The following is a 13,412-nucleotide window of genomic DNA, read 5'->3' on the forward strand; positions in this document are numbered from 1 at the left end:
AACCTTTTCTAATTTTGAATGTCTAAAGTTGAAAACAATATTTTGGAAGAGGAGCAAGCATTTATATTGCAATTATTAAATCCAAAAACGCAAAATGTAGCGTTTCAAGAACTCTTACAAAAATACCAACGACCATTGTATAACCACATTCGTAACATTGTTTTAAATCATGATGATACCGATGATGTGTTGCAAAATACATTTGTAAAAGTATATCAAAATTTGAATAAATTTAAAGGAGAAAGCAAACTTTTTTCGTGGATGTACCGCATTGCAACGAATGAAGCTTTGACTTTTTTAAAATCAAAATCCAAAACACAAGGCATTTCAACTGATGTATTGCAAAATAAATTAGTACATAATTTAGAAGCAGATGCTCACTTTGATGGAGATGCTATACAATTAAAATTGCAAAAAGCCATAGCACAATTACCTGAAAAACAACAATTGGTATTCAAAATGAGGTATTTTGAATCACTTAAATACGATGATATTTCAGATATTTTAGGAACATCTGTTGGAGCTTTAAAAGCCTCTTATCATCATGCAGCCAAAAAAATTGAAGATTTTATGCTACACCATTAAACTTTATATCTAAATCAAAGTCCTACTACCATGGAAACATTTAATTTAAACAACCAACACACAAAATCTACTGGTTTTCAAATACCAGAAGGCTATTTTGTGCAATTTTCGGATAAAATCCAAATGAGAATTGCTGCAGAAAAAAAGCCTAAAACTACCCTGTTCAAATTACAAAAAAATACAATTTTCAAAATAGCCGCAGTGTTTACTATTGGTTTTGGAAGTATGTATTATTGGCAAACATCAAACCCATATTCAAATATCGACCCTATTGTTTTAGAAAATTACATTTCCGATTCAAAATCCATGACCGATAATGACTTGGCAGAAATTTTGGATGATAATGAATTAGACAAATTACAAATTGATTTGAACATTACACATCAAGATATAGAGAAAGAGTTGATAGATAATAATGATTTAGAAGAATATTTATTAAATTAATATAAAAATGAAAAATAATATTTTAACAATTTTATTGTTTTTACTTGCAACTACTGTTGGTTTTTCGCAAGGAAAATTTAAAGAAAAAAGAGAAAAAATAAAAGCCTTAAAAATTGCCTATATCACCAATGAATTAGCTTTGACTACGGATGAGGCTACTAAATTTTGGCCACTTTTTAATGCGTTTGAAAAACGGGAAATGGAAATAAGAGGTGGTAAAAGACGAGATTTAAAATTCAAACTAGACGATGTAGATTTGGATAAAATGACGGACAAAGATGCTTTAAATTTAATAAACAATATGGAAAGTTCTGAAGAAGAGCTGTTTCAATTGCGAAAAAAATTCATTTTAAGTTTAAAAGGAGTTTTGCCTCCCGTAAAAATTTTGAAGTTGAAACGTGCAGAAGAGGCATTTCATAAAAAATTATTGAAACAATACAAAGAACAACACAAAGAATAACAAGTAAAAACTTGTTAAATTGTGAAAAATAATATTTATTAAAAATAAAGTAAAAAAAAATGGTGTTTTACATATTATCTTTATATCTTAATAACTAAATTTGCAAGTTCTTAAAAATATTTATAATGAGTACAACACACAAAGACTTACATCATAAATGGACAATTGGAGGTTTATTGGTAAGTTTGGGAATTATTTATGGTGATATTGGAACTTCGCCATTATATGTAATGAAAGCCATTTTGGGGCTAGAATTTGCAATCAATAAAGATTTAGTATTAGGAGGCATTTCGTTGGTTTTTTGGACATTAACGTTACAAACCACTCTAAAGTATGTGTTAATTACCTTAAGTGCAGACAACCATGGCGAAGGAGGTATTTTTGCCTTGTATGCATTAGTGAAAAAAACCAAAATCAAATGGTTAATTATTCCAGCCATTATTGGAGGGAGTGCCCTACTAGCAGATGGCATCATTACGCCTCCCATATCGGTGTCTTCGGCCGTTGAAGGGATTCGGTTGTTTTATCCAAAAATCAATACTATCCCAATTGTAATTGGTATTTTATTTATATTATTTACCATTCAACAATTTGGAACCAAATTAGTTGGTAATTTTTTCTCACCAATAATGTTGGTTTGGTTTTTGATGTTAGGTGTTTTAGGTGCCTATCAAATTGCCCTAAACCCTGAAGTTTTAAAAGCTTTAAATCCTTATTATGCTTATCATATTTTGGTAGCCGAAAAAGGAATCAATCCAGAAGGTTTTTTTGTTCTAGGATTTGTTTTTTTATGTACTACGGGTGCCGAAGCTTTATATTCAGATATGGGACATTGTGGCAGAAAAAACATCAGAATTAGTTGGGTTTTTGTAAAACTAACTTTAGTACTCAATTATTTTGGTCAAGCCGCTTATTTAATTCAACACGAAGGAATTACCTTAAAACAATTGAGTGCTTCAAACCCCAATCCATTTTATTTAATCATGCCCGAATGGTTTCAATTAGCAGGAGTTATTATTGCAACATTGGCTGCCGTTATTGCATCACAAGCTTTAATTAGTGGCTCATTTACCTTGATAAATGAAGCCATGCGTTTGAATTTTTGGCCTAAATTACGTATCAAATATCCTACAGAAGTAAAAGGTCAAATGTATATTCCTTCAATCAATTGGATGTTATTTTTAGGATGCGTTGGTATTGTTTGGCATTTTGAAGAGTCAAGTAATATGGAACATGCTTATGGTTTGGCCATTATTTTATGTATGATCATGACCACAATTTTGCTCAATTTTTATTTGATTTTAAAGCGAGTTCAATGGTATATCATTACCCCTTTAATCGGAACGTATTTGTTGATTGAGTTTAGCTTTTTTGCAGCCAATATTACCAAATTTGCAGATGGTGGTTATGTTACTTTGATTATTGCTATTGTATTGATTATGATATTATGTCCACTTGGTATTTAGCAAAACAAATTAATAAAAATTATACTAAAATAGTAAAAATTGCCGATTATAAAAAGGTTTTAGCCGAATTGAGCGTAGATTTGACCATACCAAAATATGCTACACACTTGGTATATATGACCAATGCCAATAGAATTGACGAAATTGAGGAAAAAGTGATGTATTCCATCTTACAAAAAAGACCCAAAAGAGCTGATGTATATTGGTTTGTTCATGTTAATATTTTAAATGAACCTTACAAAACAGAATATAAAGTAACTGAAATTGTAAAAGATGATTTGTATAGAGTTGATTTTAATTTAGGTTTTAGAGAGCCAACCAAAATCAACTTGATGTTTAAAGAAGTTTTAAAGGATATGGTTAAAAAAGGAGAAGTAGATATTACAAGTAGATATGAATCCTTAAATAAAAACAATATACTTGGTGATTTTAAATTTGTATTGTCTGAAAAATTCCTTTCAAATGATAGTGATTTATTATGGCACGAAAAAGTCATTATGAATACTTATTTTTTAATAAAAAAATTGAGTATTACAGAAGAGGATTCCTTTGGATTGGATAGCAGCTCTGTAAAAATAGAAAAATTTCCAATGGTTATTCACCCTCCAGAAAAAATTTGTTTAACACGGATTAAATAAAAGAAATAGCACTATTGTAAAATAGTGCTTTTTTATCTACAGGAATATACCAATAAATAATTAAAAAGCAATATATTTGTTTTAGAAAAAAAATAAAATGAGATTACACCGAAATTTAGTTTATACCACCATTGATAGTTTGAATGCCATATTTAATGAAGGCGAATATGCCGACAAAGTTGTAGCAAGAGCATTAAAAAAAGACAAACGTTGGGGGAGTCACGACCGTAAATTTGTTGCAGAAACTATTTATGAAATTGTTCGTTGGAAACGACTTTATTGTGAAATTGCTGAAGTAAAAGAACCATTTGATAGAGATAATTTATGGAGGATATTTGCGGTTTGGGCAGTATTAAGGGGGTATCCTATTCCAGATTGGCGACAATTAGAAGGTACACCAGAAAGAAAAATTAAAGGACGTTTTGATGAATTGTCGAAAAAAAGGGTTTTTAAAGAGTCTATACCAGATTGGATGGACGATTTGGGTGTTAAAGAGTTAGGTGAAGCAGTTTGGACAAAAGAGATTGCAGCCCAAAATCAACCCGCAAAAGTAATTTTAAGGGTAAATACACTTAAAACAAGCAAAGAAAAATTGAGAGCCATTTTGATGGATTTGAATATCGAAACTACTTTTTTAAACGATCAACCGGATGCATTAGTACTCAAAGAACGTGCAAATGTATTTTTGACAGATGCTTTCAAAGATGGATTGTTTGAAGTTCAAGATGCCAATTCGCAGTTGGTTGCAGCGTTTTTGGATGTAAAACCAGGAATGAGAGTTGTAGATACTTGTGCGGGTGCTGGCGGCAAAACATTACATATTGCTTCGTTAATGCAAAACAAAGGGCAGCTTATTGCTATGGATTTGTATGAAAGCAAACTCAAACAACTCAAACTTAGAGCCAAAAGAAATGGTGCTTTTAATATTGAGTACCGCATCATTGATTCGACAAAAGTCATTAAAAAATTACAAGAAAAAGCAGATCGGGTTTTGATTGATGCACCATGCAGTGGATTGGGCGTTTTGAAAAGAAATCCAGATGCTAAATGGAAATTGCAACCAGAATTTATTGATAATATTAGAAAAGTACAAGCTGAAGTATTAGAGAGTTATTCAAGAATTGTAAAACCTGGCGGCAAAATGGTATATGCAACTTGCTCTGTTTTGCCATCTGAAAATCAAGAACAAGTCAATAAATTTCTTCAAACCGAAAATGGAAAACAGTTTAGTTTTATTAAAGACGCTAAAATTTTAGCTTCAGAATCTGGTTTTGATGGTTTTTATATGGCTCTTTTAGAACGAAAACTATAATGATATTCATGTAAACAGTAATTTATTTTTTTCAAAGATTACCACAAATTGTAATGGATTGTTCCCCAACATCAACAAATTTAAGTTATTGTTTTATCTAGTCATTTATGATTTTGTATTGAAATCAAAAAAAATGAGCTTAACATATAAAACCAATAATAATTATTAATTAATAATTTACAAATATGAAAAAACTATACATAAAGATTTTAATTTGTTTTACAAGTTTTGGAATGGCACAAATACCAGCAAATTATTATAATAACGCTACGGGAACAGGTTATACCTTGAAAACACAGTTATTTAACACCATCAACAATAATACCAATTCGGCAAGCAGTAGTGCTAATTATGGTGGCTTGTGGACTTTATATACTGAAAATGCTTTTAGAGATTTGTATTATGAAAACGACAATTCCTTGTTAGATGTTTATTCAGAAAAACCTACTGGCCCCGATAGTTATAGCTATACAGGAACAAGCCAACAATGTGGTAATTACAATTCTGAAGGCGATTGTTACAACAGAGAACATACTGTGCCTCAAAGTTATTTTGGGGGTAGTGGTAGTTATCCGATGTATTCAGATGCACATTTTGTACTGCCCTCAGACGGTAAAGTGAATGCTCAACGCAATGATTTTCCGTACGGAAAGGTAAATGTAGCTACTTGGACATCTACTAATGGTTCCAAGTTGGGTTCCAACTTAAATAGTGGTTATTCTGCAGGTTATACCTCGACAGTATTTGAACCTATCGACGAATTTAAAGGAGATGTCGCCAGATGTTTGTTGTATTTTGTAACCCGATACCAAGACCAATTGTCAAATTTTTATAGCAATTCGACTTCTACAGCAAAAGTAATGTTTGACGGCAGTAGCAATCATAGTTTTTCAAATACGTTCCTTAATATTTTACTTACATGGCATGCGTCAGACCCTGTAAGTAATTATGAAATAGCAAAAAATAATGCAGTATATACTTTTCAAGGCAACAGAAATCCATTTATTGATCATCCAGAATGGGTACAAAGCATTTGGGGAAGCCCATTAAAAATATCGGATTTTGATTCTTTAGAAAATATAGTTGTCTATCCAAACCCTACAAATAATAAAACAATTTATATTAATTCTGATATTAGCTTGGATGAAATTGAATTAATAAATCTAAATGGGCAATTGATTCAAGTCATTAAAAACCCTTTATTTATCAATAAATCATTTGATATTCAAAATTTAAACCAAGGATTTTATTTTTTAAAGTTGAAAGCTGAAAACCAAATGATCATAAAAAAAATATTTGTAAACTAATTGATTTTAATCAATCAATGTGGTAAGTATCGGGACTTTTATGCTTATCAAATGAATTTCTTTTAAAAATCATTGTCAAAAAATCTATTTGACAATGATTTTTTTAAAAATTTTCCAAGATAATTAAATTATTTTGTCATTTATCTTTGCTTTATATTACCCGATCCACTTACTTTACTTTCTATTTGTTTTGGGTTTCCTGAATAGGAAATATTTCCAGAACCCGAAATTTTGGCATCAAGAGCGTTGGTACAATTTACATTGATATTTCCAGAACCCGAAATGGCTACAGTTGCATTTTGAGTTGTAAGTAAAGGTGTTTTAATATTACCCGAACCAGATATTTTGCCAATAAAATCTTGACAATTACCTTCTAATAATATATTTCCAGAACCCGAGAGTTGGACTTCTACTTGCTGACTATCAAGCTGTAAGCGAATATCGCCACTTCCTGAAAGGGCAAGTTTAAAATTATTGAGTTTTAAAATTGCTTTACTAAAAATGGTACCAGATCCACTAGATTGTAACGAGTTTATAGACTCGACAGGAATTAATATTTTAATTTTATTTTGGTATTTATAAGGAATATAAATACCGTTTTCAAGACTAATGTGTAAGGTTTCATTTTTTACTTCAGTAATTATATAAGGCAAAATAGCTTCGTCGGCAGTAATGATAATTTGACCTTCGGTGCCTTTTATAATTTCAGTTTCAAAAAAACTACTTATTTTTATGGCTTCATACTGGGGTGTTGTACGGGTTTCTGTTTTGATGATTTTTGTAAAATCAATTTTTTTAGTTCCCCAATTTTGACCAAATACATTTGTTAGTATGAACATACTTACGATTAAAAATTTTGTATTGACTTTCATTTTATTTAATATTAAAGTTTATTTTTTGTTAATTTGATACTTCCGTAATCGGATTGAAGGGTTATTTGATGCAATCCACGTGTTTTATAATATCCAAGATAGTTTGAATGTACTGCAGATTCAGATTTTGTGTTGAAAAATAAATCATTTGGAGCTTTTAAATCGGCATATTTTAAACTGATATTGAAATCAAAAGCATAACTTGGTTTGAATCCTATTTCAATTTGAGTATAAGATCCGTTAATATTTATCAAATTATTAACCTCCATATTTTGTATCTTCACATGTCCATATTTTGTGTTTATGATTGCTTGCTCCACAATTTGTAAGATGTCTATGTCTGTATAAGTACTCCGACTTACAAAATTTTTAATATTTTTTATCGATACATTACCATATTTGGTATGTAATTGAAGCGACCCAATTTGATCTATTTGCAATTGGGTATAATTGGAATCAACCGTTAAAGATAGAGCAGTTTCAATATCTAATTCAGAATATTTAGATGAAATATTTGCTTTTTTTATATAATTTATTTTAGAATTTTCACAATACTCTAAATAAATATTGTTTTTTTCATTGCTTAATCGGTCAATCAAAATTTTACCATATTGACAACTAATATTAGTAAAACCATTGATTTCACCTAAATATATATTTCCATATTTATTTAAAATAGTCAAATTACCATTTTTAGGAATTTTCAATTGATAATGAATTTCAAATGAATTATTTTGATTTTTTGAACTATTAATGCTATTTCCAATAGAAGTAGTGGCCGTTATTTTGGCTTTTAAAGCCTCGATATTTATTGTAATATCGTCTAATTTTTGATCAATCCACTTTTCGTTTTGTCCTAAAACTTTTATAAGGATCTCTAATTCAACTTTATCTTCATCCCATGTTGCCACCGAAATGTTTCCGTAAGTATTGTTGATTACAACATCTACATTTGGATATACAATATATATTTTTTTGATACTTTTTTGCTTAACAATTGGGCCAATAACATTTGAATATGCCAAACAGTATGTTGAAAAAAACAATAAAATAGATAAAAGTTTACAGTATTTTTTCATTATTCTCAATATTTTCATGTTCTTCAATTCTTTTTAATACTTCTTCCAAAAATGAAATTCTAGTTTGGAAATTACTAATTAAAGCTTTGATTAATATTTTATTTTCGCCATTTTTTTCTAATTCAAATAAAATATTTTGATAATCTTTGTCAAATTCTTTCATTTGTTTCAAAGCATCTTCAACCATTTTTTGATTTGCATCAGATTTTTTATCTTGAATTTTATATAACTCTTTTGCAATAAGCACTGTAAATATCGAATCAGTTTGTTGGGTTTCCTTTGAAGCAAATTTCAAGTTTTTTTGCGGATAGCTGTTCAATTGATTAATAAAATACCCAAAACCGATCAATATACATGCTGCAATGGTAGCATACCTCCAATAGTGTTTTTTTGCCTTTTTTGATGTTATTTTTTGCATAAAAACCAAACTATGATGGGTGGGTAGTTCCTTAATATCCCAATTGTCATGATTATTTTGAAACATTACATCTATTTCATCTTTCATTGATTTCATTTTTTTTAAATTTTATTCTTAAACTTTCTTTTGCTCTGCTTAAAGTGGTTCTAAAATTGGCATTTGAAATTTGTAAAATATCGCAAATTTCTTCCTGGTCATAACCTTCTATGTAATATAAGGAAAGTAGGACGTTGTAACTGTCTTTTAAAGATTTCATTGCATTTAGAATTTGTTGTACTTGAAAGTTTTTAACGTCATTCAGTATTACTTCTGTAGGTATTTCAATGTTTTCATGTAATGTTTCCTGCCATTCATCTGTTGAAATTCTTTTTTCTTTTTTACAAAAATCAATGCTGCAATTTACAATAATCCGTTTCAACCAGGCTCCAAAAGCCACCTCGTTTTTAAATTTTTCTAGATTTGAAAATGCTTTTAAAAATCCTTCTTGCATGATGTCTTGTGCAAAATGTTCGTCTTTTATAATTCGAAAAGCCACATTATACATAGCGTTTGCATACAAGTGATACAATTCGTGTTGTGCCTTTGTATTTTTATCGATACATAAAGCTATAAGTCGTGCAATATTTGGACTGTTATTTTTCAAATATTTGATTTAGTTACGTAATTAAAGACCAAGTTTAATTTTATTTGTTACAGTATTAATCTTAAAAATCAAATTTTTTTTTGAAAACAATATGAAATTAAAAAAATATTGTTAATTTTGAAAAATAATTATGAGTTTATTATAAAACAGTCTTTTCTAAATGAAGATACAAATATAATATTATTCTACTAATTTTATTTTAAAAACAATAAAATAAATTCAAAATAATATATTTAACAAACAAATATTACGGAAATGAAAAAAATAAATTTTTTAATGCTATTTTTAGTTTTTATAGGATTGATGACATCTTGCGAAGTTGAACCTATTGATAGTAATTTGAATCCACAATCATTTGACGACAATACAAATAACAATTCAGGTGCTGCTTCATTTAAGGCTAACTTTAGTGGAGCAACTTTTACGGCAACAAGTACTTTAGCATATATATCTGGAGGATCAATTAGATTAGAAGCATTAAGAGGCACAAGTGGTGAAGGATTTGCCTTTTTTTTAGAAGGCACAACAGTTGGTACTTATGCTGCACCCGATAATTTATTAACCTATACACCAGCAAATTCAACAGATAATTTTGGCTATTGGGCTCAAAACCCATTAAGTCCCAATCAAAGTGTTGGGTCTGTAACGGTAACAGCTATTGATTCTGTAAACAAAACAATATCGGGAACATTCAATTTTACGGGATATTGGTCAGATTTTTCAGTAACAAATATAGCACCAATAGTTTTTTCTGGAGGTGTATTTACTAATATTCCTTATTCTACACAAAGCCCTACGGGTGATACCTTTTACACTAAAATAAATGGAACAGAATTTGTGGACAATGATATTGTAGTTGCAACTGTAAATGATGTTATTGGAATAGCGGCAAGAAATGCGGCTCAGGATGTTGTGAATTTAGGCATAAAAGAAACACTTACAGTTGGATCATACACCATAACGGGGGCTTCGACAGATCAAGTGCAAGCAAGTTATAAATTGGCGTCTAATATTTTACCATTGTCTGCCACTGCGGGTACTATTACTATTACAAGCAAAACAACTGACAGAATTGTTGGTACATTTAGTTTTGCAACTACCAATGGTACTTATCAGGCTACTAGTGGAACTTTTGATGTTGCTTACTAAAATAACGTGTTACAAAAATGATCCCGCCTAATTGGCGGTTTTTTTGTTTTTGGCACAATCATTGAATAATAATTGTTCTCATATTTATAATTGATATTTTACTATCATTTCAATTTTAATTGCTTATGAAGTACTTTTTTTTCAATTATACTTAATTTATTAATGCCAAAATGACTTTAAAACAACGATATGTCAGATAATAAAATATTTACAATTGACAATATGTCATTAAACGAAATTGATTCAGATTCAGAATTGATTCCTCTACTATCAAAAGAAGACGAAGAAGAAATGAACAATGAAATTTTGCCAGAAACGCTACCCATATTGCCTTTGAGAAACACCGTTTTGTTTCCAGGTGTTGTAATTCCAATTTCGGCGGGAAGAGATAAATCCATCAAATTATTGAATGATGCCAATGCTGCTGGAAAAATTATTGGAGTTGTAGCACAAAAAGACGAAGCAGAGGAAAACCCAACAGAAGATGGAGTACACAAAATGGGTACTGTTGCTCGAATATTAAGAGTTTTGAAAATGCCCGACGGCAATATCACGGTTATTTTGCAAGGAACTAAACGATTTAAAATTGTTGATTTTATACAAGAAGATCCTTATTTTGTAGCTAATATACAATCGATTAATGAAAAAAGACCTGTAAAATCTGATTCAGAGTTTAATGTTATAATCGATTCAATAAAAGAATTGGCCATTCAAATAATAAATGATAATCCAAATATTCCGTCTGAAGCCACTTTTGCAATAAAAAATATTGAAAGTAAGCCTTTTTTAATCAATTTCATATCTTCAAATATGAATTTGGATGTTAAAGACAAACAAGTTCTTTTGAGTATTTTGAATTTAAAAGAAAGGGCATTAGAAACGTTGAAGTTTATGAATTTAGAATTGCAAAAATTGCAATTAAAAAACAATATTCAATCAAAAGTACGATTTGATTTAGACCAACAACAAAGAGAATATTTCTTACATCAACAAATGAAAACCATTCAGGAAGAATTGGGTGGGGTATCGCATGAAGACGAGATAGAAGAAATGAAATCCAAGGCTAAAGCCAAACAATGGGACGAGAAAACTCAAAAACATTTTGAAAAAGAACTTTCAAAAATGATTCGATCCAATCCACAATCGCCAGATTATGGAATTCAGCGAAATTATTTAGAATTGTTTTTGGATTTGCCATGGGGGCATTATTCAAAAGATAATTTTGATCTTAAAAGAGCACAGAAAATCTTGGATAAAGATCATTTTGGATTAGACGAAGTTAAAAAACGGATGATAGAACATTTGGCAGTATTGAAACTTCGCAACGATATGAAATCGCCTATCTTGTGTTTAACAGGCCCTCCGGGAGTGGGAAAAACATCAATTGGTCGTTCGGTTGCAGAAGCATTAGGTAGAGAATATGTAAGAATATCATTAGGAGGTTTGAGAGACGAAGCGGAAATACGTGGTCATAGAAAAACGTATATTGGGGCTTTGCCGGGTAGAATTATCCAAAGTTTGAAAAAAGCGGGAACATCAAACCCAGTATTTGTTTTGGATGAAATAGATAAATTATCTAATAGCCATAATGGCGATCCGTCTTCGGCATTATTGGAAGTGCTTGATCCTGAGCAAAATAATTCTTTTTATGACAATTTTTTAGAATTAGGTTATGATTTATCAAAAATCATGTTTATTGCTACTTCAAACACAATGTCCACCATTCAGCCTGCATTGGTCGATAGAATGGAAGTCATTAAAATGTCTGGATATACAATAGAAGAAAAAATTGAAATTGCCAAACAGCATTTGTTTCCAAAACAATTGGAAGCACATGGATTAAATGCTAAACACTTGAGTATTGGCAAAAAACAGTTTGAAAAAATAATTGAAGGATATACCAGAGAGTCTGGTGTAAGAGGCCTTGAAAATAAAATTGCACAAGTAGTTAGAAATGCTGCAAAATGTGTTGCCATGGAAGAGGAATATAATAAAAAGCTAACAGATGAAGATATTGTTACTATATTAGGTGTTCCAAGATTAGAGCGAGACAAAGCAGAAAACAATGAGGTTGCGGGTGTAGTTACAGGCTTGGCTTGGACATCTGTTGGTGGCGATATATTGTTTATAGAATCATTAATTTCTGCTGGAAAAGGCAGTTTGTCTATAACTGGAAACCTTGGTAATGTCATGAAAGAATCAGCAACAATTGCCTTGGAATATATCAAATCTAATGCTGAAATACTTGGCATCAACCCTGAGTTGCCATCGAAATATAATATTCATTTGCATGTTCCAGAGGGGGCAACTCCAAAAGATGGACCAAGTGCGGGTATTGCCATGCTTACTTCGTTGGTGTCGTTGTTTACTCAAAAAAGAGTTAAAAAAAGCCTTGCAATGACGGGTGAAATTACACTTAGAGGCAAAGTATTGCCTGTTGGTGGTATTAAAGAAAAAATCTTGGCTGCAAAAAGAGCCAATATCAAAGAAATTATATTATGTTATGAAAATAAATCAGATGTAGCTGAAATTAAACCTGAATATATTGATGGTTTAACGTTTCATTATGTGAAAGAAATGCACGAAGTAATTGCAATAGCAATTACCAATCAAAAAGTTAAAAATTTTAAGGAATTAATGTAGTATTAAAATATTAAAAAAAATTTAATTTTAAAAAAAAACCTCTTAATAGAGGTTTTTTTTGTTTTTATTTATATTGAAAATGGTACATGATTTTTTTGTCAGAATAAAGTTGATTGCAGGTTTTGCGTGAGGGATTGCAGTGGAAATCCTTTTTTGTTTTTTCTTTAAAAACAAAAAAGATTGCAACGAAAAGCCCGACCCGTAGTTTTACGGAGGGACATGCCCACATCATTTATATTTTGAAAAATATTAAAATATGAAACCGATAAAAGATAACCTTTTAGGTGATTTTATTTATAATATTTGAAATAAATATAGCGATATTATTTACATAACCTTAAAATAATAATAATTGCACTACATATTTGTCTAAATTTTAAACTTTGATAAAGATGA

Annotated in this window: 11 protein-coding genes and 1 pseudogene; 8 read left to right on the forward strand and 4 right to left on the reverse strand. The window is 30.2% G+C overall.

Translation table 11 applies throughout. The features are described 5' to 3' along the window. The first annotated feature begins 42 nt into the window (after nucleotides 1-42). The 6 genes and pseudogenes from FBFL15_RS06955 to FBFL15_RS06980 all read left to right on the forward strand — a co-directional run bounded on the left by FBFL15_RS06955 (nucleotide 43) and on the right by FBFL15_RS06980 (nucleotide 6,212). Complete coding sequence (locus FBFL15_RS06955) at nucleotides 43-585, forward strand: RNA polymerase sigma factor (protein WP_014083912.1); 543 nt, start codon at nucleotides 43-45, stop codon at nucleotides 583-585. 30 nt (nucleotides 586-615) lie between these two features. Further along, nucleotides 616-1,029 carry a hypothetical protein gene (locus tag FBFL15_RS06960; RefSeq protein ID WP_014083913.1) on the forward strand — a complete coding sequence of 138 codons (414 nt, stop codon included), beginning with the start codon at nucleotides 616-618 and terminating at the stop codon, nucleotides 1,027-1,029. A gap of 7 nt (nucleotides 1,030-1,036) precedes the next feature. Next, nucleotides 1,037-1,489: a hypothetical protein gene (locus tag FBFL15_RS06965; RefSeq protein WP_014083914.1), complete on the forward strand. Its 453-nt coding sequence runs from the start codon at nucleotides 1,037-1,039 to the stop codon at nucleotides 1,487-1,489. A 125-nt stretch (nucleotides 1,490-1,614) separates the two neighbouring features. Further along, a pseudogene (locus tag FBFL15_RS06970) lies at nucleotides 1,615-3,593 on the forward strand (KUP/HAK/KT family potassium transporter). Nucleotides 3,594-3,690: 97 nt separating this feature from the next. After that, nucleotides 3,691-4,905, forward strand: a complete 1,215-nt coding sequence (locus tag FBFL15_RS06975; protein ID WP_014083915.1) for an RsmB/NOP family class I SAM-dependent RNA methyltransferase — start codon at nucleotides 3,691-3,693, stop codon at nucleotides 4,903-4,905. Nucleotides 4,906-5,090: 185 nt separating this feature from the next. Further along, nucleotides 5,091-6,212 carry an endonuclease gene (locus FBFL15_RS06980; protein WP_014083916.1) on the forward strand — a complete coding sequence of 374 codons (1,122 nt, stop codon included), beginning with the start codon at nucleotides 5,091-5,093 and terminating at the stop codon, nucleotides 6,210-6,212. 140 nt (nucleotides 6,213-6,352) lie between these two features. Here the strand turns inward: FBFL15_RS06980 and FBFL15_RS06985 are convergent, their stop codons facing one another. Genes FBFL15_RS06985 through FBFL15_RS07000 form a run of 4 tightly spaced genes read right to left on the reverse strand, consistent with a single transcriptional unit; the run spans nucleotide 6,353 to nucleotide 9,224 of the window. Further along, nucleotides 6,353-7,084, reverse strand: coding sequence for a head GIN domain-containing protein (locus tag FBFL15_RS06985; RefSeq protein WP_014083917.1), 732 nt, complete (start codon nucleotides 7,082-7,084; stop codon nucleotides 6,353-6,355). An 11-nt stretch (nucleotides 7,085-7,095) separates the two neighbouring features. Beyond that, nucleotides 7,096-8,163, reverse strand: a complete 1,068-nt coding sequence (locus FBFL15_RS06990) for a DUF4097 family beta strand repeat-containing protein (protein ID WP_014083918.1) — start codon at nucleotides 8,161-8,163, stop codon at nucleotides 7,096-7,098. Then, nucleotides 8,147-8,668, reverse strand: a complete 522-nt coding sequence (locus FBFL15_RS06995) for a hypothetical protein (RefSeq protein WP_014083919.1) — start codon at nucleotides 8,666-8,668, stop codon at nucleotides 8,147-8,149. The genes FBFL15_RS06990 and FBFL15_RS06995 overlap by 17 nt, the downstream gene beginning before the upstream one ends. Continuing rightward, the gene (locus tag FBFL15_RS07000) at nucleotides 8,658-9,224 is read right to left on the reverse strand and encodes an RNA polymerase sigma factor (protein WP_014083920.1); all 567 of its coding nucleotides are present in this window, start codon (nucleotides 9,222-9,224) and stop codon (nucleotides 8,658-8,660) included. Before FBFL15_RS07000 ends, FBFL15_RS06995 begins: the two co-directional genes overlap by 11 nt. 255 nt (nucleotides 9,225-9,479) lie before the next feature. On the opposite strand from FBFL15_RS07000, the gene FBFL15_RS07005 reads away from it, so the two are divergent. Both FBFL15_RS07005 and lon read left to right on the forward strand, forming a co-directional pair. Next, nucleotides 9,480-10,373 (forward strand): DUF6252 domain-containing protein, encoded by an 894-nt coding sequence (locus FBFL15_RS07005; protein ID WP_014083921.1) that lies wholly within the window; start codon nucleotides 9,480-9,482, stop codon nucleotides 10,371-10,373. Between the two features lie 189 nt (nucleotides 10,374-10,562). Beyond that, nucleotides 10,563-13,016 (forward strand): endopeptidase La, encoded by a 2,454-nt coding sequence (gene lon / locus FBFL15_RS07010; RefSeq protein WP_014083922.1) that lies wholly within the window; start codon nucleotides 10,563-10,565, stop codon nucleotides 13,014-13,016. Nucleotides 13,017-13,412 lie beyond the last annotated feature (396 nt).

The sequence above is a fragment of the Flavobacterium branchiophilum FL-15 genome, from assembly GCF_000253275.1.
Taxonomy (GTDB): Bacteria; Bacteroidota; Bacteroidia; order Flavobacteriales; family Flavobacteriaceae; genus Flavobacterium; species Flavobacterium branchiophilum.